Annotated in this window: 19 protein-coding genes and 1 pseudogene; 9 read left to right on the forward strand and 11 right to left on the reverse strand. The window is 61.3% G+C overall.

All coding sequences use genetic code 11. From position 1 onward, the window contains the following. Positions 1-34: 34 nt before the first annotated feature. Both SCT_RS03215 and SCT_RS03220 read right to left on the reverse strand, forming a co-directional pair. Entirely contained in the window at positions 35-775 is a 741-nt protein-coding gene (locus tag SCT_RS03215; RefSeq protein WP_237759588.1) for an ATP-binding protein, read from the reverse strand. Beyond that, the gene (locus SCT_RS03220) at positions 772-1512 is read right to left on the reverse strand and encodes a pteridine reductase (RefSeq protein ID WP_059418963.1); all 741 of its coding nucleotides are present in this window, start codon (positions 1510-1512) and stop codon (positions 772-774) included. Before SCT_RS03220 ends, SCT_RS03215 begins: the two co-directional genes overlap by 4 nt. A gap of 46 nt (positions 1513-1558) precedes the next feature. On the opposite strand from SCT_RS03220, the gene SCT_RS03225 reads away from it, so the two are divergent. Beyond that, positions 1559-2728 (forward strand): class I SAM-dependent methyltransferase, encoded by a 1170-nt coding sequence (locus SCT_RS03225; RefSeq protein WP_059418966.1) that lies wholly within the window; start codon positions 1559-1561, stop codon positions 2726-2728. Here SCT_RS03225 and SCT_RS03230 read toward each other — a convergent pair. Together SCT_RS03230 and SCT_RS03235 are read right to left on the reverse strand one after the other, a co-directional pair. Continuing rightward, the gene (locus SCT_RS03230; protein ID WP_059418968.1) at positions 2725-4023 is read right to left on the reverse strand and encodes an ATP-binding protein; all 1299 of its coding nucleotides are present in this window, start codon (positions 4021-4023) and stop codon (positions 2725-2727) included. The two genes, SCT_RS03225 and SCT_RS03230, sit on opposite strands and share 4 nt — an antisense overlap. After that, positions 4020-4730: a response regulator gene (locus SCT_RS03235; protein ID WP_059419051.1), complete on the reverse strand. Its 711-nt coding sequence runs from the start codon at positions 4728-4730 to the stop codon at positions 4020-4022. The genes SCT_RS03230 and SCT_RS03235 overlap by 4 nt, the downstream gene beginning before the upstream one ends. A gap of 165 nt (positions 4731-4895) precedes the next feature. On the opposite strand from SCT_RS03235, the gene SCT_RS17390 reads away from it, so the two are divergent. The 6 genes and pseudogenes from SCT_RS17390 to SCT_RS17885 form a co-directional block, all read left to right on the forward strand. Next, positions 4896-5285 (forward strand): hypothetical protein, encoded by a 390-nt coding sequence (locus SCT_RS17390; RefSeq protein ID WP_059418971.1) that lies wholly within the window; start codon positions 4896-4898, stop codon positions 5283-5285. A gap of 67 nt (positions 5286-5352) precedes the next feature. After that, positions 5353-5853 carry a glycine zipper 2TM domain-containing protein gene (locus SCT_RS03245; RefSeq protein WP_059418976.1) on the forward strand — a complete coding sequence of 167 codons (501 nt, stop codon included), beginning with the start codon at positions 5353-5355 and terminating at the stop codon, positions 5851-5853. A 33-nt stretch (positions 5854-5886) separates the two neighbouring features. Continuing rightward, the gene (locus tag SCT_RS17280) at positions 5887-6246 is read left to right on the forward strand and encodes a hypothetical protein (RefSeq protein ID WP_059418982.1); all 360 of its coding nucleotides are present in this window, start codon (positions 5887-5889) and stop codon (positions 6244-6246) included. A 173-nt stretch (positions 6247-6419) separates the two neighbouring features. Continuing rightward, positions 6420-7289: an alpha/beta fold hydrolase gene (locus tag SCT_RS03255; protein WP_059418985.1), complete on the forward strand. Its 870-nt coding sequence runs from the start codon at positions 6420-6422 to the stop codon at positions 7287-7289. Then, positions 7289-9562: a bifunctional diguanylate cyclase/phosphodiesterase gene (locus tag SCT_RS03260; RefSeq protein ID WP_059418991.1), complete on the forward strand. Its 2274-nt coding sequence runs from the start codon at positions 7289-7291 to the stop codon at positions 9560-9562. The genes SCT_RS03255 and SCT_RS03260 overlap by 1 nt, the downstream gene beginning before the upstream one ends. Positions 9563-9632: 70 nt before the next feature. After that, a pseudogene (locus tag SCT_RS17885) lies at positions 9633-9793 on the forward strand (SAM-dependent methyltransferase); the annotation flags it as partial. Positions 9794-9807: 14 nt separating this feature from the next. On the opposite strand, the gene SCT_RS03265 reads toward SCT_RS17885, so the two are convergent. From SCT_RS03265 to SCT_RS03280, 4 genes are all read right to left on the reverse strand, one after another. Continuing rightward, positions 9808-11013, reverse strand: a complete 1206-nt coding sequence (locus tag SCT_RS03265) for an ABC transporter permease (RefSeq protein WP_189799641.1) — start codon at positions 11011-11013, stop codon at positions 9808-9810. Beyond that, positions 11010-12218, reverse strand: a complete 1209-nt coding sequence (locus SCT_RS03270) for an ABC transporter permease (protein ID WP_059418993.1) — start codon at positions 12216-12218, stop codon at positions 11010-11012. Before SCT_RS03270 ends, SCT_RS03265 begins: the two co-directional genes overlap by 4 nt. Positions 12219-12329: 111 nt before the next feature. Next, complete coding sequence (locus SCT_RS03275) at positions 12330-13031, reverse strand: ABC transporter ATP-binding protein (protein WP_059418995.1); 702 nt, start codon at positions 13029-13031, stop codon at positions 12330-12332. Beyond that, positions 13031-14206, reverse strand: a complete 1176-nt coding sequence (locus SCT_RS03280; RefSeq protein ID WP_059419054.1) for an efflux RND transporter periplasmic adaptor subunit — start codon at positions 14204-14206, stop codon at positions 13031-13033. The genes SCT_RS03275 and SCT_RS03280 overlap by 1 nt, the downstream gene beginning before the upstream one ends. 298 nt (positions 14207-14504) lie before the next feature. Between SCT_RS03280 and SCT_RS03285 the strand changes: the two genes are divergently transcribed. After that, positions 14505-15857 (forward strand): TrpB-like pyridoxal phosphate-dependent enzyme, encoded by a 1353-nt coding sequence (locus tag SCT_RS03285; protein ID WP_059418997.1) that lies wholly within the window; start codon positions 14505-14507, stop codon positions 15855-15857. Between the two features lie 99 nt (positions 15858-15956). Further along, positions 15957-16457, forward strand: a complete 501-nt coding sequence (locus SCT_RS16650) for a Slp family lipoprotein (RefSeq protein WP_159107875.1) — start codon at positions 15957-15959, stop codon at positions 16455-16457. A 27-nt stretch (positions 16458-16484) separates the two neighbouring features. On the opposite strand, the gene SCT_RS03295 is transcribed toward SCT_RS16650, so the two are convergent. The 3 genes from SCT_RS03295 to SCT_RS03305 form a co-directional block, all read right to left on the reverse strand. Beyond that, positions 16485-17717 carry a multifunctional CCA addition/repair protein gene (locus tag SCT_RS03295; protein ID WP_059419005.1) on the reverse strand — a complete coding sequence of 411 codons (1233 nt, stop codon included), beginning with the start codon at positions 17715-17717 and terminating at the stop codon, positions 16485-16487. Between the two features lie 5 nt (positions 17718-17722). Beyond that, positions 17723-18667 carry a complex I NDUFA9 subunit family protein gene (locus SCT_RS03300; protein ID WP_059419007.1) on the reverse strand — a complete coding sequence of 315 codons (945 nt, stop codon included), beginning with the start codon at positions 18665-18667 and terminating at the stop codon, positions 17723-17725. Between the two features lie 143 nt (positions 18668-18810). Then, the gene (locus tag SCT_RS03305; RefSeq protein WP_059419009.1) at positions 18811-20772 is read right to left on the reverse strand and encodes a lytic transglycosylase domain-containing protein; all 1962 of its coding nucleotides are present in this window, start codon (positions 20770-20772) and stop codon (positions 18811-18813) included. Between the last annotated feature and the right edge of the window lie 24 nt (positions 20773-20796).

A 20796-nucleotide genomic window follows, 5' to 3' on the forward strand; every position in this document is an offset into this window, starting at 1 on the left:
GTGTTGCATCCATGCGATTCAACTTGACTGACTACTAGCCCGGAACGCCGGCGCGCAGCAGCGGCTTCAACGCCGTGAGGATGCTGGAAAACACCTTGGAATTATCCTTCTCCAGCTCGGCCAGCAGGGTTTTCATGTGCATGCGCTCGGTGGGCATGCCGAAACAGGCCGGGCAGTTCTCCGGGATCACCGGCAATTCCGAGTTTTTCGCGAAAGCTGCAGTCTGGCGCTCACGCGCGTAGGTGAAGGGGCGGATCACCCGGATATCGCCCTTGTCGTTGAGGTAATGCGCCTGCATGGTGCGCAGCTTGCCGCCGAAAAAGGTCGACATCAGGAAGGTCTCGGCGGCATCGTCCAGGTGCTGCGCCAGCGCCAGCACGTTGTAGCCATTCTCCCTCGCTGTGCGGTAGAGAATGCCACGCCGCATGCGCGAGCAAAAGGCGCAAAAGGAATCGCCCTCCTGCAAGGTTTTTTTCGCCTGTTCTACGATAGCCTGGCTTTCGTAGAAATAAGGCACACCCAGTTCCGCCATGTAAGCCTTCAGCGGCGAGGGATCGAAATCGGGTGCTTGCGGATCCACCGTCGCCGCGGCCAGCTCGAATCTAATCGGCGCCTTCTTCTGCAATGCAATCAGCACGTGCAGCAGGGAAAGGCTGTCCTTGCCGCCGGACAACCCGAGCAGCACCCGGTCGCCCTCACGGATCATGGAGAAATCGCCGATCGCACGGCCGGCGGCACTCATCAGGGATTTTGGCGGCTTGACTGGTTCGATCACAATGAAGCGCTCCGCCCGCCATCCACCGGCAGTATCGTGCCCGTCATGTAAGGCGCGTCCTTGACCAGAAATAGCACCGCGCGCGCGATGTCGTCGGGCGAGCCCTCGCGCTTCAGCAGAGTATGGGCGACGATGCGACGACGTTCCTGATCGTCGAAGGTGGGGTCCTCCTCCGGCCACATGATCGGACCCGGCGCCACCGCATTGACACGCACTTCCGGGCCAAGCTCATGGGCGAGCGACTTGGTCAGCGCCACCAGGCCGGCTTTGGCGATGCTGTAAACGACGTAACTTTTCATCGGCCGCTCGGCATGGATGTCAGTGATATTGACGATGCAGCCATGGCTATGGCGCAGCTGCTCGGCCGCAGCCTGTGACAGGAACAGCGGTGCCTTGAGGTTGGTGCCGAGCAGGTCGTGCCAGTCATTTTCGCCGATCTCGCCCACTGCGGTCGGATAAAAGCTAGAGGCGTTGTTGATCAGCACATCGAGTCGGCCGTAGTGTTTCATGGTTGCCGCGACCATGTCCGGCAACAGCTCCACGTCATGCAGATCAGCCTGCACCAGTGCTGCGGAATCCGGCCGGCTGATGTTAAACTCATCGCGCAGCGCCTCCGCTTCTGCCGCCGAAGAACGGTAGTGGATCATCAGATTTGCACCGGCTCCGTGCAGCCGTCGGCAGATCGCCGCGCCGACCCGCTTCGCCCCACCGGTAATCAATACGACTTTGCCTTGCATGTTTTCTCCATTACACTGGACTTGCTCCGAATTTATCACACTTGTCATGTCCCCACTACCCGCACCCGACCCTGCCGCGCTGGAATACAGCGCAAAGACTGCTGCCCTGATCAGGCATGAAATTGACGCCGCCGGCGGCTGGATCCCCTTCAGCCGCTTCATGGAGCTGGCCCTGTATGCACCCGGACTCGGTTACTACAGCGCCGGCATGCACAAATTTGGCGCGGCAGGCGATTTTGTCACCGCCCCGGAAATCTCCGCCCTGTTTGGCCAGACCCTGGCGCAGCAAGCCGCTCAGGTGCTCGAACTCACTGCTGGAAACATTCTGGAAATTGGCCCCGGCTCCGGCCGCCTGGCTTTCGACCTGCTCTCGGAGTTGGAGCGACTGGGACAGTTGCCAGAGCGCCATTTCCTTCTTGAAGTGAGTGCTGATCTGCGCCAGCGCCAGCAACATCTCCTGGCGCGATTCGCGCCAAGAGTCGATTGGCTGGATGCTCTGCCCGCTTCCTTCTCAGGACTGATCATCGGCAACGAGGTGCTCGATGCGATGCCGGTACACCTCGTCGCCTGGGGTGAAGGCAGCATCCTTGAACGCGGCGTGAGCATGGAGAATGGCCGGTTCTGCTGGAGCGAGCGCACACTGACCTCGGGAGAGCTATTCGACATCGCCACCAGCCTTGCCCCCACCCTGACCCTCCCCCGCAACGCGGGAGAGGGGAAAAATTATGTCAGCGAAATCGGCCTGGCCGCACGCGGCTTCGTCTCCACTCTCGCCGGGTTGCTGGAGAAGGGCGCGATCCTGATGCTGGATTACGGTTTCGGACAGAACGAGTACTACCACCCACAGCGCAGTTCGGGCACCCTGATGTGCCACTATCGCCATCACGCCCACGACGACCCGTTTTATCTGCCGGGCCTGCAGGACATCACCTCGCATGTGGATTTCAGCGCCATCGCCGAGGCCGGCGTCAATCACGGCCTGAAGCTTCTGGGCTATACCAGCCAGGCCCATTTCCTGATCAACTCCGGCATCACCGACTTGCTGGCACGGGCCTCGCCCGAGCAAGCAAGTGCTTACCTGCCGCTCGCCTCACAGGCGCAGAAGCTGCTCAACCCGGCGGAAATGGGCGAACTGTTCAAGACAATTGCCTTGGGCAAAGGCATGGATATCCCTCTGCTTGGCTTTGCACGCGGTGACAAAAGCTGCATGCTTTAACCCAGGATTGTCAGGCGCGCTTCCGTACCACCGCCTTCGCGAGCCAGTAATTCTATTTTCCAGCCATTGGCGTCCGCCAGCTGGCGTGCAATAGCAAGACCCAGCCCGCTGCCTCCGGTTGCGCTGCTGCGCGATGACTCCAAACGATAAAATGGCCGGAACACTTTTTCTGCCTGATCGGGTGAAATCCCTGGCCCGCGGTCGAATACGCCGATTCTGGCCGATCCTTCAGCACAATCGCAGGCAATGCTGACCGGTTTGTCGCCGCCGTAGCGCAACGCATTTTCGATCAGATTGGAGAGAATACGGCGTAATGCTACCGGCGCCACCTCCCTGATGCAGGGTAGATGCGCCCGCCATTCAAGCGCCATGTCTTGCGCCAGATCGCCGAGCAGCGCTGCCAGATCCACCTGCCGCTTTTCCTCTTGCCCCAAACCCTGGGCAAGCTCAAGAAACCCCCCGATCAGCCGGTTCATTTCTTCCATGTCGCGTTCCATGCGAGCGATCAGCGCCGGTTTGGCATTTTCCGGCATCATCTCAAGACCAAGGCGGAGGCGCGCCAGGGGGGTGCGCAAATCGTGGGAAATTCCCGCCAGCAGGGTGGTACGGTTGTCCATCAGCTCCTTAACCTGTCGGGCCATGCGGTTGAAAGTCGCAGCCAGGACAGCCAGCTCGGTCGGTCCGGACTCCGGCAGCAGCTCCGGGGTTACTCCCTCCCCAACTCTTGCCGCTGCATCTGCAAGCCGCGCCAACGGGCGCGCGATGCGCCGCGCCAGCACCAGAGCGGTCAACGGGACGAGAATCACCCCCGCCACGATCACCAGCACCAGCGCCAGCATGGGATGAACGTCGAGCCGATCGAGAGTGAAGCCGATCCGGATCATCTGTCCGCCAATCGGAATTTCCGCCCACATCCACTGGTTTTCCCAATGGGTGACCTTCACGTGAATCGGCATCCCGACACGCTCAGTCAACGCATTCTCCAGCAAATGCAGGTAGGGCAGAAATCGCCCCTCATCCGGTAGCGGCGTATCTACCTTGAATAACCACAGGTCGTGGCTCTTGGCCAGTTCGTCCTCGAAGTCCTTGCGCGTCTCGGGGGGGAGTTCGACCCAGGTCTGGGCGGACAGTACCATCAGCGCCGCCAGATCGTCGGCGGAACGCCTTGCCATCGGCAGGAATACGGTCGCCACCGCCACCACCAGCACGACCAGCTGGAACACCAGCAGGACTGCGGTCAGGGTAGCCGCGGTTCGGCCAAACAGGGTCGCCGGGCGACCCGGCCAGAGTTTCATGCAGCACCCTCATCCGGTGAAAACAGATAGCCCTGGCCCCACACGGTGCGGATATAGCGCGGCTCTGCCGGGTCGAACTCGATCTTGCGGCGCAACCGCGTCACCCGCACGTCGATGCTGCGGTCAAATGGGTCACGCTCAAAGCCCTTGAGCAGGTCCATCAGATAGTCACGCGACAGCACCCGGTTGGCATGTTCAACGAAGATATGCAACAGCGCGAATTCGCCACTGGTCAAAGCGACCTCCTCACCGTCCCTGACCAGTCGACGATGTACAGGGTCAAACTGGAAAGGCCCGAATCGGTAATTCGCCGGCGGCACCGGTTCCTTAGCCTCCCCGCGCCGGCGCAGCACTGCCCGGATGCGAGCCAGCAATTCGCGGGGATTGAACGGCTTGGCCAGGTAATCGTCGGCGCCTACCTCCAGCCCAACGATCCGGTCGATCTCCTCGCCACGAGCCGACAACATGATAATCGGCAAACTGCCGCGCGCCCGCAGCCGGCGCGCCAGACTCAAGCCGTCCTCGCCGGGCAGCATCAGATCGAGAATCACCAGATCGACAGGCCGCTCTGCCAGGTAAGCGTCCATCTCCGCCCCGTCCGCCACCGCGCCGACCGCGTAGCCCTGCCCCGTCAGGTAGTCGGCAAGCAGCTCCCGCAACCCTGCATCGTCGTCCACCACCAGAATGTGCACTTTACGTTCGTCCATGGCACCAATATACAAAACAACCTGACCTGCCGCCATGCTTCTGCTCAATTCGTAACACATTGTTACATTTTCCCGGTGTTCGGAAATGCTTCTGAAACGTCTTAGGGGGATGATGCCTCCATGGATACAACAAACAACACAAACCAGTCACCACAGGAGAGCGCCATGAGCAACCAAGGTTTCATCGCCGCACCCCTGCTCGTTCTGGCACTACTGGCAAGCGCTGGCGCAGAGGCGAACGAAAATCCGCCCCATGATCTTACTCAGCAACTAGCTCAAAACATGAGTGCTGAAGATCGTGCCGCCCTGCGCGAACGCCTGGGCAACCGGATGCGTGAAATCAGCTCGGCGGAGCAGTCGTTGATGCGCGACTCCGCCTATGACGGCAGGAAACGCACTGAAAATAGCGAAGAGGCCAGGCCGGATCAGCGCAGCGGCAGAAACGAAGGAGGCGGCTACGGCCGAGGCCTCGAATCTCGCCAGGGCGGTGGCGGTGGCAATGGCGGCATGGGTGGTGGCATGGGCGGCAGTGGCGGTGGCAGGCGGGGTCGTTAGCCAATAAATCATCCAGCGTAATGACTTGAACCAAGAGAATGGCAACATCCAACAAGGAGTATCAAAAATGCGCACAATATTCACTTTTGCCATCGCGGCAACAACCGGACTGACCGGCCTTGCCACGGCGGCGGACTTCACTGACACCGCACCGGTTATCTCCAGCACCCCGATTTACCGCCAAATCTCCGAACCTCGCCAGGAGTGCTGGACGGAAACGGTGGGCTCCGGCCAGGTGCGCCAGGAAAAATCCTATGGCGGCGCCGTCATCGGCGGCTTGGCGGGCGCGCTGCTGGGCAGCCAGGTCGGACAGGGAAACGGACGTACCGCCGCCGCCGCAGTAGGCGCCGCCACCGGCGCGCTAGTCGGTGACCGAATGGACAACTCGGCGCAGGAGTATGCACCAAGACAAGTTCAGCGCTGCCACCAGGTTGAGACCTCGCGCCAGGAGCTCTCGGGCTACAACGTAGTGTACCGCTTCCATGGCAGAGACATCACCACCACCCTGCCCTACAACCCCGGAAGTTATGTCCGGCTCGGCATCAACGTACTCGGCGCCGGCAGTTAAGGTTTTTTGTCGATCCACTGTAAGGAGAAAGAAATGCGTAAATCCACATTAATCGTTGCACTCGCCGCCCTGACCCTGGGTGTTTCCACCGTTACGTTCGCCCGAGGAGGTGGCGGTGGTGGGGGTGGAATGGGTGGCGGTTCCGGCCAGATGGGTGGAGGCGGAGGGATGAGCGGGGGCCAAATGAGCGGTTCGGGCATGTCCAACCAGAACGCCCAGACACAACCCGACGCCACGCGTGGTCAAGATCGCGCACAAGAGCGCATGCAGCAGAAGGAAGAACGTACACAGGAACAGACCCAGGAGCGCGCCACGGAACAAACCCAAACCAGGACGCGCGATCGCGACCGCGTACATCAGCCGCAAACCGGCACGACCACGACGCCCCAGTAACAGACCAACCAGCCCCGCTCGCATCGCGAGCAGGGCTGGAGCATCCTTCCTCCCCTTTGCTCGGCCTCGCGCCGAGCTTTTTTCGTTCGGCGCGATCACGCCACCATCTCTTGCAAGTTTTTACTTAATTACATAAAGTGACCTCTCAGGAACATCCATGGAGAAGCTCAAAGATGGGTAGTCTGCGGTATCACGCACGAGGAATTCTTGCACTGTTTGCTCTGCTGCTTCCATTTCAGCACGCTACGGCTGAAACCGTCGAGGCCAAGCTCCCCACCGGCATCATCGCCACCGCCGACTTCCGCGCCGGCAAGTCATCGCGTCCCGCCGTCCTGCTGCTGCATGGCTTTCTCCAGACTCGCAACGCGCCACCAATGAGCTCCCTGGCGAACACCCTGGCCGATCAGGGCTACACCGTACTGGTTCCCACTCTTACGCTCGGCATCAACCGTCGCTCCAAAAGCCTGGCATGCGAGGCAGTGCATGCGCATACGATGGAAGGGGATGTCGCGGAAATCGGCTTCTGGGTAAACTGGCTGACGAATAAGGACTACAGCAGCATTGCGCTGGTCGGCCACAGCGCCGGCAGCGGCCAAATCCTTCGCTATGCCATCCAAAAATCCAACTCCGCGGTAAAGAAAATTGTCCTGACCAGCCTGGTCCCGTTATACAGCAAACCGCAAGAGGCCCAAGATGCGGCAGCCCTGACAAGACAACCCGGCAGCAAGCAAACATTGGGGCGCTTTACGCTGTCCTATTGCAACAATACTTATGTTGCGCCACCTGCCGCCTACCTGTCCTACGTGGCCAACGACGCTGAGCATGAACTGAGCCTGCTCGGAAAAATCAAGGTCCCTGCCGAGATCATTTTAGGCTCTGCCGATAAAACCATCACGATCGACTGGCCCGGAAAAATTCAGAACCGGGGCATCCCAGTCACCCTCATCGATAAAGCAGGCCATTTCTTTGATGGTCCACAGGAATTCGATCTGGCAGACAGGATCGAAACTATATTAAAAACCTTGCCGGCGGGAAACAAGTGATGCCGCTTTGGCCTGGACTGCAGCGCTTATGGCCCTTGACGATCCGTGCTTATGCGATTAGCTTCATCGTTCTGATGTCGCTGATTTTCGGCATCCTGAGCTGGATCGTAGAGCACAAGCTGGACACGATCAGCGCCACAGCGAACATTCACAACACGAATGCCGCGAACGAAGAATTTGCCTATGTCATATCTCACGTTATCAGTGAAATAAAGCAAAGAGCAGAAAGCATCGCCAGCCAGGATGAGACCCGGCAGCAACTCGTCAATCCCGCTTATTATGGATACTGGCGCGATAACCGGGTTCGCGCTACGGGCATTCTGCCTGGCTATGTGCAAGCGGTCGAAATGTACACGCGGCAAGGCAAGCCCCTGGCCGCAAATCCGATCAGCGACATGCCGACCCAAATTAATCCGCTGGATATCAGCAGCTTTCTCACCAGCAGGAGGGGCCACTATTATCTCTACGTTTTCTACCCAATTCCCTCCATTGAAGGCCGTCCAGACTCGCCTCTTCTAGGCTATCTGGGTTTCAAACTCGACTTCCTGAATGCAGTTAAGGAAGAGCAGCGGTTCAGCTACGTCAACCCGAACAGCATCCACATCAAGGTCGACGAACGGGAACACCTGCCATTCTCGCAACTCACTTCACGCCTTGAATTCACGCTTCTGCCCAACCCGGAAAGCACGGCGCTCGCGGCTACGATCAAACAACTCCAGCAACAAGTCCTGCCGGTGCTGATTGGATTATCCCTGCTCTTTTACCTGATGCTGGCCTCTCTCCTCGCGGCCCCGCTACGCCGCCTATCATCGCATATCGACGCCCTGCGCGAAGGCCAGGGCGGATTGCTGGCTGAGAGCTTCACCCGCAGTTTACCTGTGGCCGAACTGGAGAAAGTGCGTCATTCGCTGAACGATTACCAGAGCAAGCTGGAGCAAATGCACCACAGCCTGAACGAGAAAAACGACGAACTCTGGACGCTGGCGCACCACGACCCCCTCACCGGCGTCTACAACCGGCGCGGCTTCGAGGAGGACTGGGAACATGTGCGATCGGTGTCGTCCGGCCATCGCCTCGAAATCTCCATGCTCCTGTTCGATTGCGATCATTTCAAGGCTATCAACGACACCTACGGCCATCAAACCGGCGACCAGGTTATCCAGGCCATCACCCGCACGCTGCAAAGCACGCTGCGCCACGGCGACCGGCTCTACCGCCTGGGCGGCGACGAATTCGCGACCCTGTTTCTGGACATCGACCCCAATCTTGCCCTTCAGACTGCGGAAAGATGCATCGAAGCCGTCAGTCAGCATGACTTTTCCAGCCTGGGCATCAGGGAGCCGGTGCGCATCAGCGCTGGCCTGGCCCATGCTTCAGCCACCGACGCCGAAACCCTGGCCACCCTGCCGAAGCAGGCCGATATGGCGATGTACCATGCCAAACGTCCTGGCAAGCAAAAGATCGCTGTTTACGATGACAGCATGATCAACGACGCTGGTGTCCTTTTCTCGACCGGCGTGACAAACGCGGTTTTCGAGGCCATCGACACAGGCGAATCGATCGAAATGCACTACCAGCCGGTAGTCAATCTGGCCAATGGAGAGGTGGATTACTACGAGGCACTGGTGCGCATCCGCGAAGGTTATGAGCTGATCATGCCTTCCTCGATCTTCCCCATCATCGAGGCACGCCGGCTTGAAGCGGAATTCGACCTCGCCGTCATCGGGCGCATCGAAAAAGAACTCGAACAAGGCATAATTCCGGCCCGAACCGGCATCTCGCTCAACGTATCCGGCCCCGGCGTGACCAACCCGAAAATCATCGGGAAGCTCCTCGAACTGGGCCGCTTCCTGGATCGCTACCGCCTGATCATAGAAGTCACCGAAACGGCCTTGATCACCCAGCTCCACCAAGCCTCCGCCAACCTCAACAAACTGCGGCAAGATGGTTTCAAGATTGCGCTCGACGACTTCGGCAGCGGCTATTCATCGCTCGGCTATCTGGCCAACATGCCAGTCGACATCATCAAGTTCGATATCTCCATGGTTCGCCATCTCGACGCCGGCGGCCGGCAAGGCCTGATCGTCGAGAATCTCGCTGCCATGATCATCAAGGCAGGCTATCACCTGGTCGCCGAAGGCATCGAAACCGAAAAAACCTTGCAAAAAATCCTGGGGAACGGCTTCTCGCGCGGGCAGGGCTATCTGTTCGGACGCCCGGAAAATACCTGCCGGGATGCCGCCAAATTTTCAATCTTCAGCAAAACCAGGTGAGGCCACGCCCTGTCTCGAGCCAAATTTCTGCTGAACGAAACCGAAATCCCCACCCCTAGTACAACGTCGTCGCCACCACGCCCACGACGAACCGTTTTATCTGCCAGGCCTGCAGGACATTACCTCCCACGTGGATTTCACCGCCATCACCAAAGCCGGTGTCAGGCACGGACTGACGCTTCTGGGCATACCAGCCCGGCCCATTTCTTGATCCACAGCGGCATCACCGACTAGCTGAGGCGCGCCTATTCCGCCCGCAGCGCTTCCACCGGATCCAGCCTCGCAGCGCGGCTGGCGGGGAGCACGCCGGCGACGAGACCGATGACGATGGCGACGGCTTCGGCAAGCAGCACGAAGGTGATGGGGGTGTGCACCGGCAAGGCGGGGACGACGAGGTGCAACAGTTGCGCGATGCCGATGCCGAGCGCCAGTCCCAGCGCGCCGCCGACAGTGGACAAGGCCACCGCCTCGCCGAGAAACAGGCCGAGGATGGTGCGGCGCGGCGCGCCAAGAGCCACCAGCAAGCCGATTTCGCCGGTGCGCTCGGTGACGGCGATAGTCATGATGGTGACGATGCCGACGCCGCCGACCAGCAGCGAAATACCCCCCAGGGCGCCGACCGCCATGGTCAGGATGTCGAGGATTTTCGACAGAGTGCGCAGCATGTCTTCCTGTGTGGTCAGGGTGAAATCCTCGCGTCCGTGGCGCGCTTTGAGCAGCGTTTTAAGCGCGTCGGTCACCTCCCTTGCCGGCACCCCTTCGGCGTAGGTCACGTTAATTTCCATCAAGCCGTCGCGGTTGTACAGCTCCAGCGCACGCGCTGCCGGAATGTAGGCGGTGTCGTCCATATCGATGCCGAGTATCTGCCCCTTGGCTTCCAGTACTCCGATGACACGGAATTGCATGCCGCCGACACGGACCCGCGCGCCGAGCGGATTGGTGTCGCCGAAAAGCTCCTTCTTGAGTTTGGCGCCAAGCACCACGAAGGCGCGGGCGCTGTCCGATTCCTCCTGCGGCAGAAACTGGCCGCTCCTGATCTTGATGCGGAAGGCCTTGAGCATGTTCGGCCCGACGCCGTACACCGTGGTACGGCGCAGGCGACCATTGCCGCTTACTTCGGAATTGCCCCACACGATAGGTGTCATTGCTGCGACATTGGGCAGATGTGAAGCCGCGCGCGCATCCTCCAGCGTCAGCGGGCGCACCGAGGTGGGGATGCCCGTCGGCGGCGCGCCCGCAGTCTTGACCTTGCCGGGGGTGATCGAGATGACGTTGGTGCCGAACTGGGTGAACTCGGCCAGCACGAAACGGTGGATGCCCTCGCCGATCGAGGTCAGCAGGATCACCGCCGCGATCCCGACGGCGATGCCGAGCACCGTCAGAAAGCTGCGCAATTGGTGCGCGGTGATGGCGCGCAGAGCGAGGGTAATGCTGTCGGCGGAACGGATCATCGCTTCGACAGCGCCTGCACCGGATCGAGCGCAGCCGCCCGGCGCGCCGGGGCGACGCCGAACAGGATACCGCTCGCCAGCGCGGTTACCAAGCCGGCGAGCACCGCCCAAGTTGGCGGATAGGCCGGGAAAGTGGGGTAGAGATGGCGGATCAGGGCCGCGCCCGCCTGGCCGAGCACGAAGCCGACGACGGCCCCGGCCAGCGACAGCATCGTCGCCTCGGCCAGAAAGGCCATCCGGATGGTGCTGCCGGTCGCCCCCAACGCCTTCAGCAGGCCGATTTCCGCTGTGCGCTGGGCGACTGACACCAGCATCACGTTCATCACCAGTATGCCCGCCACCGCCATGCTGATAGCGGCAATCCCGGCGACGCCCAGGGTCAGCACACCAAGCAGGCGGTCGAAGGTGGCAAGCACCCCATCCTGGGTGATCACGGTGACATCCAGTTCGCCGTCGTGACGCAGCTTGAGAATTTCCTCCGCCTGCGCCTTGGCCGCCGGGATCGCCTCGCGGTTGCGCGCCTCGACCAGGATGCGGAACAGCGTGTTGCTGTTGAACATCGCCTGGGCCAGCGCCACCGGGACGATCACCAGCTCGTCGCTGTTCATGCCCAACCCCTGGCCGCTGGCGGCGAGCACGCCGATGATGCGGCAACGCCGGTCGCCGATGCGCACCAGCTTGCCGAGCGCAGGTTCGGAACCGAACAGTTCGTCGCGGATTTTTGCGCCGATCACTGTTTCCGCCGAACCTCGCCCCCAGTCCTCGTCCGAAAGGAAACGCCCCTGGGCGAGGGAAAGCCGGCGCACCTCGATGAACTGGGAGGTCGTTCCAGCCACGATGACTTCGCGCAGCTTTCCGCCGACGCTGATTTCCGAAGTGCCGATGGCCAGCGGCGCAAGGCGGCGGATGGCAGTGCCGCGCAACAGCGCCCGTGCATCCTCGACAGTCAGGTCGCGCGGTGTGCTGGTGATGGCGTTGGCCGGATTGAAACCGCCGGTTTCCGAGCGTCCGGGCAGGACGATGACCAGATTGCTACCGATGGACGAGAATTCGTTGACCACGTAGCGCCGCGCCCCGTCGCCCAGCGCTGTCAGTACCACCACCGCCGCCACGCCGATCGCCACCGCCAGCACCAGCAGCGAAGTGCGTAGCGGGCTACCGGTGGCCGCGTCGCGGGCGAAGCGGATCAGGTCGGGGGCGCGCATCAGGTGGCTTCGGGCAGTGAGAACATGTTTTAAGGGTAGCGGTTTTCTTTGATTGTTTTTGGGGGGGAGCGGGGGGTGATTAAATGCCCGCTTCTGGAAAAATTGTCCGGATCATTGTGCCGCGCCCTCCAGCGCGCTGTCATGCCGTAGCGCGCCATCCTCCATCAGCAACTGGCGCCGAGCGTGGCCGCCGAGGACGGGATCGTGGGTGACGATGATGACCGTCACTCCGCCGCCATTGAGCTGTTCGAGCAGGCGGATCACTTCTTCGCCGGTGGCGCGGTCGAGATTGCCGGTGGGTTCGTCGGCCAGGATCACGGCCGGCCGCATGATGGTGGCGCGGGCGATAGCGACGCGCTGGCGCTGGCCACCCGACAGCTGATCCGGCCGGTGGCCGGCGCGGTTCTCCAGGCCATAGTCCTTGAGGGCGCGTGCCACCCGGTCGGCACGTTCCCTGGGCGGGATACCGGCCAGCATCATCGGCAGCGCGATATTCTCGGCCGCCGTCAGCCGCGGCACCAGGTGAAAGCTCTGGAACACGAAACCGATCCGCTCGCTGCGCACCCGCGCCTGCTCTTCCGGCGAGAGGGTGGTCACGTCGCGCCCTTCGAGGAGGTAGACGCCGGCATCGGGCCGGTCAAGCAGGCCGAGCAGGTTGAGCAGCGTCGACTTGCCCGAGCCGGACGGGCCCATTACCGCGACGTATTCGCCGGGCGCGATGGACACATCGAGGTGGCGCAGAGCATGCACTTCGCTGTCGCCGAGCCGGAACACGCGCTCGATGCCGCGCAGTTCGATCTGGGCGGCGCTCATCACTTGCCTGCAGGCGGTGTTTTTTCGTCCGCGACGACGTGGACGCCAGCCTTGACTCCCTCGCGTTCGAGCGAGGTGACGACCCGCTCGCCGTGGGCGAGACCTTCGAGCACTTCGGTGTATTCCCAGTTGGCCAGCCCGGTCTTGATCTTGCGTTCCTCCAGCGTGCCGTCTGCGCGGGCCACGAGCACCTTGCCGCCTTCGAACAGGGCCGGGGTGGGCACACGCACCACGTTGTCGCGCACGACCAGGATCACCTCGACATCGGCACTATAGCCGACCAACAGTTTGCCTGCTGCCTCCGGCCGGTCGAAAACCGCTTCGATATCCACCGTCCGCGACTGCTTCTCGACGGCCGAAACGTAGGGCGCAACGCGCTTGACGCGGCCGGGGAAGGATTGCTTCGGCAGCGCGTCAAGGCTGATGCGCACTGGCTGGCCGGCCTGAATTTTGGGCGCATCCACCTCGTCCATCGGCGCCTTGACGTAGAGGCAGGAATCGTCGATCAGGTCGATGGCCGGCGGGGTCGGCACGCCGGGGGGCGAGGGCGTCGAATATTCGCCCACCTCGCCGACGATCTTGGCCACCGTACCGGCGAAAGGCGCATACAGCACGGTGCGACCCTGCTCGACGCGAGTCACCCGGACCTGCGCCTCGGCCTGAACCACGTCGGCTTTGGCCGTATCGCAGCCGGCCCGTCGAGACTGGGCGTCGGCGCGGGCGGCTTCCTCCCTGGAAATGGAGACGAAACCCCTGGCGCGCAGGGCAGTTTGGCGCCCGGCCTCGCGCTCGGCGTTGGCAGCCAGCGTGCAGGCCTCGCCGACACGTTTTCTCGCTACTTCCGCTTGCGCCTTCGCCAGCTTGCCTTGTGCCTGCTGGTCATCGTTCCACAGCTTCATCAGAAGCTGGCCTTTCTGCACTCGGTCGCCCTCCTTCACCGCCAATACCTCGATGCGGCCGCCGAGTATCGTCGACAGCTTGGTGCGCTGACAGGCTTCGATCGTCCCGGCGCGGGTGTTAGCGATGGTGGATTCGACCTTACCCCGATCGACTTCCCCGAACACGACCGGGATCAGCTTCGGCCGTCCGATCCACCACAGGGCGAAGGCCAGGACGGCGAGAATGGCAAGCGCAAGCGCTAGGCGGCGAACAAGCGAAAAATCAGGACTTGTCATGGTCACAGGCAACATTCAGTGAATTTGAAAATACCATGATCCGACGAATCCTGTTCGGCTGCAAGCGAGCCGCTCGCAGCCGAAAATTGCCGCATCGCGAAATGCTTCGGCACCAGAAGCGGCCTGAACGTGCCTTGCCGGTCATCGTGTGCTCCTGTTTGCGGGCAACAAAGAATCGCGGAGCCGGCCACAGCCGTAGCGAACCATTGATATCAGGTGTTGACTTGTCGAGGTGTCATGCACATGATGATGATTCAATTTGGCGGTTTCCGAATAAACACTAACTAGCGAGAACACCATGTCCCAAACCAAGATCCTGCTGGACGAATCCGAAATCCCAACCCACTGGTACAACGTCGTCGCCGACATGCCCAACCCGCCCGCCCCGCCGCTAGGGCCGGATGGCAAACCGATCGGGCCGGAAGCCCTGACTGCCATTTTTCCGATGAGTCTGATCGAGCAAGAAATGTCCGCCCAGCGCTGGATCGAGATTCCCGAAAAGGTGCGCGAAATCTACCAGTTATGGCGGCCGTCGCCGATGTTCCGCGCCCACCGCCTTGAAGCGGCGCTCGGCACCCCGGCGAAGATTTATTACAAGTACGAAGGCGTTTCCCCGGCCGGATCGCACAAACCCAACACCGCCGTGGCCCAGGCTTATTACAACAAAGAGGCAGGCATCAAGCGCATCGCCACAGAAACCGGCGCCGGACAATGGGGTTGCGCGATGTCGCTGGCGGGCCAGATGTTCGGGCTGGAAGTGCGGGTGTACATGGTCAAGGTGAGCTATGGACAGAAACCTTACCGCCGTTCGATGATGCAGACCTGGGGCGGGGAAGTGTTCGCCAGTCCGAGCATGGAAACCAATACGGGACGTGCCGCGCTGGCCGCCGACCCGGACAACCAGGGCTCGCTCGGCCTGGCGATTTCGGAAGCGGTGGAGGATGCCGCCTCGCGCGCCGACACCAACTACGCGCTGGGTTCAGTGCTCAACCACGTACTGCTGCACCAGACCGTGATCGGCCTGGAAGCCAAAAAGCAGTTCGAGAAGGTCGGCGACTACCCGGACATGATCTTCGCCCCCTGCGGCGGCGGCTCCAACTTCGGCGGCGCAGCCTTCCCCTTCTTCGCCGACAAGGCTGCCGGCAAAAGCGTGCGCCTGGTAGCCGTGGAACCCACCTCCTGCCCGACGCTGACCCGCGGCCATTATGCCTACGACTTCGGCGACACCGCCAAGCTCACGCCGATGATGCTGATGTACACCCTCGGCCACGACTTCATGCCGCCCGGCATCCACGCCGGCGGCCTGCGCTACCACGGCGACTCGGCCCTGGTGTCGCAGCTTTACCACGAGAAGCTGATCGAAGCGGTAGCCGTGCCGCAACTGGCCACCTTCCAGGCCGGCGTCACCTTCGCCCGCGCCGAGGGCATCATCCCTGCGCCGGAATCAAACCATGCCATCGCGGCCTGCATCGACGAGGCATTGCGCTGCAAGGAAAGTGGCGAAGCGAAGACGCTGTTCTTCAATCTCTCCGGTCACGGCCACTTCGACATGGGCGCCTATGACAGCTACTTCAGCGGCAAGCTTGAAGACTTCGCCTATCCCGAGGAAGCGATCAAGGCCGCGCTGGAACGACTGCCAAAGGTAGGCTGACCAGGCGGGCGCCGCATGTACCGGCGGCGTCTGCGTAGCAGGGGAACTACACAGTGGGATGAGTATCTAATTTTTTGTTCGCCAGTTTTGGAGGCTGCCATGCTTCGCGCCCTTCTAACCGCTTCGCTCCTGCTCCAGCTAACCGCCTGTGCCACCACGCCAGCACCCATTGCCAGAGGCCCGTTTATGCCTGTTTCACTGAAACAGGCACTATCAGCTGAAGCAGTGGGAAGTCGAGTGCGCTGGGGTGGAATGGTTATCAGCGTAGCACCGCTCAAAACCGAATCCTGCTTTGAAATATTGAGCCGCCCGCTGGACAGCGACGGAGAACCCCAACAAACCGACCAGACGGAAGGCCGGTTTATCGCTTGCGGTGCAGGATTTTACGATCCCGCCGCTTATCCAGCCGGCAGGGAAATCACTTTTGTCGGTAGCGTGCAGGCGCCTGCTGAATGCAAAATCGGCGCATACGAGTTCAGTTGCCCACGGCTTGCGATCGAATCGCTCCATCTATGGCCGAAGCTGGAGCCCCACTATTACCGCTACTACGACCCGTTCTGGGGTCCATGGCCTTACCGGCATCCTTACTGGCTTTACTGAAGCCGGTCACACATAAGCAACGCTGCGTCAGCCCGCCGGATTAGCTGCCCAATTTTCGCGCCACGCCCTGATTGCCGCCAACCGTGCCTCGTACACACGGTCGCGAATCTTCGCCGGATCGGAGCATTGCTGCGCCACCGCACCCGCATCCACCCCCTGAGCGATCTTGAGCGCCTGGCGCAGAAAATCGGCCGGCTCGAATACCGCATCCTGATAGCCGAGCCGGCCGCAACAATCCGCGGTGCATGCCAGAAGGAAGGCTTCGAAGCGCCACGGCTGGCGCAAAGCATCGGTATCCAGCAGCAGCTTGAGCAGGGTTTCAGGCCGCAACTCAAAAGCACGCAACGGAACGCCATGAAAGCGCGCTACCATCAGCGCCAGTTCGCGGCAATCGTTGGGCACACGCAGGCGCTGGCACAGTGGCTTCGCCAGCTCAAAACTGCGCTCTTCATGGGCAATGTGGCGCGGCCACTCTGCGCGCGGCGTAGTGCCCTTGCCGAGGTCGTGAGTGAGGGCAGCGAAGCGCACCGGCAAATCGTAGTTCTGCGCGGCAGCGTAGTCCAGCACCATCATCACGTGCACCCCGGTATCTATCTCGGGATGGTATTGCTCGGTCTGCGGCACGCCGAACAGGGCGTCCAGTTCGGGCAGGATGCGGACCAGCGCGCCGCACTCGCGCAGTGCAAGGAACATGCGTGAGGGGGTCTTCTCCATCAGGCCGCGCGCCAGTTCCTGCCACACCCGCTCCGGCACCAGCGCATCGACTTCGCCGTTGGCGGCCATTTCCCGCATCAGCGCAAGGGTTTCCGGCGCGATAGCAAAACCGAAACGCGCCGCGAAACGCGCCACCCGCAGCACCCGCACCGGGTCCTCGACGAAAGCCGGGCTGACGTGGCGCAACACCCCCGCTTTCAGATCGGCCATACCGCCGTAGGGGTCGATGAACACACCGGCTTCATCCTTGGCGATGGCATTTATGGTCAGGTCGCGCCGCGCCAGATCCTCCTCCAGCGTCACCTCGGGCGCGGCAAAAACCTGGAAGCCCTTATAGCCGCGCGCGGTTTTGCGCTCGGTGCGGGCCAGGGCATATTCCTCGTGCGTCCTGGGATGAAGGAATACCGGAAAGTCCTTGCCCACCGGCCTGAACCCCTGGGCCACCATCTCCTCCGGCGTCGCGCCGACCACCACGTAGTCGCGGTCGGCAACCGGCAAGCCGAGCAACTCGTCGCGCACCGCGCCGCCGACGGCATAAACCTTCATGGAAGCTAGCGTTTCTCGTCGATAAACCGCTTGAAGCGCGGCGGCTGAACGCCGGCCAGATACAGCGGCGCTTCGGCCTCGAGTGCAACAGGCTGGATGCCGAATATCTCAGGGAATGGGCAGGCGCACACCGCATCGGTTTTTAGCGTCAGGTAGTTGTCGTGGGTCAGCATCTTCACCGGCATCAGGCCCAGTAGAATGGACTGCAGCGAAGACATCCCGCCGGACAGTGGAATAACCGACCGCTTGAGACCCTTGACCTTGGCGACGTATTCGACCAGTTCCTGCAAGGTGTAAACCGTCGGGCCGCACAGTTCGTAGCGCTGGCCGAAGGTGGCCGGGTTGTTCAGGCTGGCCGCGAACGCCTGAGCCACATCGCCGACATACACCGGTTGCAACTTGGCATTCGGGCTACCGAGCGGGAAAATTGGCGTCCACCAAAGCAGGCGGGCGAACAGGTTGAGAAAGTGGTCTTCCGGGCCGAAAATCACCGATGGGCGGAATACCGTCACCGCCAGATGTTCTCCGTGGGCCGCCCGCACCAGTGCCTCACCCTCGCCCTTGCTGCGCTGATAGCGGCTCAAGCCATCCGGATCGCCACCGAGGGCACTCATATGCAGTAGCCGCTTCACCCCTGTCGCCCGGCAGGCTTCCACTACCTTGCGCGGCAACTCCACGTGCGCACGCTGGAAAGCACCATGCTTTCCTTCATGGAGAATGCCGACCAGGTTGATCACCGCATCCACACCCTGGAACAGGTTTTTTAACACAGCCGGGTCGTGAATGTCCGCTTCCACCATCGACACCGTCGGCAGCACAGTAAGACGCTTGGCCCGATTGATGTTGCGGTAAGGCACATGCACCTCATATCCCCGCTCGCACAGTTGGCTAACTACATGCTGACCCACAAAACCGCTGCCGCCCAGCACACAAACTTTTTTGATTTCCATGATTTTTCCTTATTTTTCCACGATGGTTAGGTACCTCAAGGTTTCAGTGCAGGCTAATGCGCGAAGCGCGTTACGCCGGAGCTAAAACCGCTGCCGCCCAGCACACAAACCTTCTTAATTTCCATCATTTTTCTCCTTATTCGTTATTCGCACGCCGGCGCGCGCTCGTCATCGCCGCTGCATTCCGTTTTCCCGCTTCCTGACTTAATCGTGCCCAGGCGCTGCTTCAATGACTGCAGTTGTTGGCCAAAACGGTTGCCGTAGTAGACAGCATTGCTCATGACTTTCTGCACATAGCCACGGGTTTCCGTAAACGGAATAGTCTCGGCATAGATAGCGCCTTCCATCGGGGTGGCGCTACGCCAGTTGATGGCGCGGCGCGGGCCCGCATTGTAGGCGGCGGTCGCCAGCAGCGGCTGCCCATCGAGTTTGTCGAGCACATACTTGAGATAATAAGTACCGAGTGCCACGTTGGTATCCAATTGGTTGACCAGCGACTGGCGAAAATTTTTCATCCCCATGCGCTTCGCCACCCAGCGCGCTGTTCCCGGCATCAGCTGCATCAACCCCGATGCGCCGACGCCGGAACGTGCCTGCTGGATAAAGCGGCTTTCCTGGCGAATCAGGCCGTATACCCAAGCCTCGTCCAGACCCACCAGACGTGCCTGTTCCTGCATCACATCACGGTGGGGAGCGGGAAAGCGCAGGCTGAAATCGTGCAACTGCTGGGTCTTGTCCGCAGTACTGATGGCCCTGTCATACCAACCGTGGCGCTGAGCCACCTCTGCCGCGGCCAGCAGGCGCCTGTCATCGAGCCCACGCACCGCCCACATCCACTCGCGGTTGGCCTCGTAGCGCAGGTTCATCTCGTACAGCGCCAGCGCACGCCGGATTGCAGGCAGCCTCTCCATGGCCTTGATTTCGTCGTCACCCACCTTGACAATTTCAGCGGGGATGCCGGCCACCGCACCCAACTCTCCAGCCGCAAGCTGGCCATAATAATTAAATTCCTTCGACAGCGGCGCCAGGATTGCATTGCCCTGCACCGCCTTGCCCTGCGCCTTGAGGGCACGCGCCTTCCAGTAGCGCCAGGAGCCCTGGTTCTGCTCCGCCTCCGACATCGCCGCGATGGCGGCCTGCACTTCCTGCCAATTCTGCTCGCGCAGCGCCGCGCGCACCTTCCAGGCGAGCTGCAAGTCGGAAAGACGAGTCCCGGCCGCCTTGCCAAACCAGGCTAGCGCATCCGGATCGTGCTTGCGCGCAGCATGGAAAGCCAGCTGACCCCAGCCATAAGCCTGTTCTTCTGCACTAAACTTGGCGTACAGCGCATTCCAGTAGGGCAACGCCTGTTGCGGCTGGCTGCGAGCCATGCGGGCCAGGGCGAATAGGGTCAGCTCCCGGCCAGCACGGGTCTTCAGGTCCACCGGCAGATTGTCGAGAAAAGCGAGCGGATTTTCTGCCGCACGATCCAGCTCGCGCAGGGGAATCTCCTGCTGGCCGGGGAAGTAACGCGCAACATGCTTCGCCACGCTAACGTTGCCCGCCTCCAGGGTAAGCCTCAAACGCGCCCACACATCTTCCACGGTGAGCAGGCCGTTGGTCGCCAAAGCATCGGACAGAGGCAGGCAGCTCGACGGCTGCTCTTCGGCGCTGAACCAGTAGGGCTTCGCCTCCGCCAGCGCGGCGCTTTCACCCAATGCGAGCCGCGCCTGCAGGGCATAGCAGACCAGATCCGAATCCCTGGTAATCAGCGCTGGGTATTCGCTCATGTACAGTTCCCAGCGCTGGCTCTTTGCCAGCATCCGCAGCCATTCAGCGAGCAGCCGGTCGGCCAGGAAACTGTCCCCGTTACGCTGGATAAACCCTTTGATCTCTTCCGGGCTCGCTTCCTTGAGGCGCAACATGAGTTGCATATAAGCGACGAAGGGCTCCAGCACATGACCTTGCAAGCGCGCGGCCATGGTATCGAAATGGGAAATATTGCCGGCCCGAAAAGCCTCGCGCGCGGCGAGGAAGTCAGCCTCTTGGTTTGTCGAGGCCGCATTGCCGAATGAGGGAAACGCGGCCCCTGCAAAAAAAACGACTGCAATATAGAGAGCTTTCATAAGTGCTATAGTAAGTTTTAACGT

Source organism: Sulfuricella sp. T08, assembly GCF_000971475.1.
GTDB lineage: Bacteria > Pseudomonadota > Gammaproteobacteria > Burkholderiales > Sulfuricellaceae > Sulfuricella.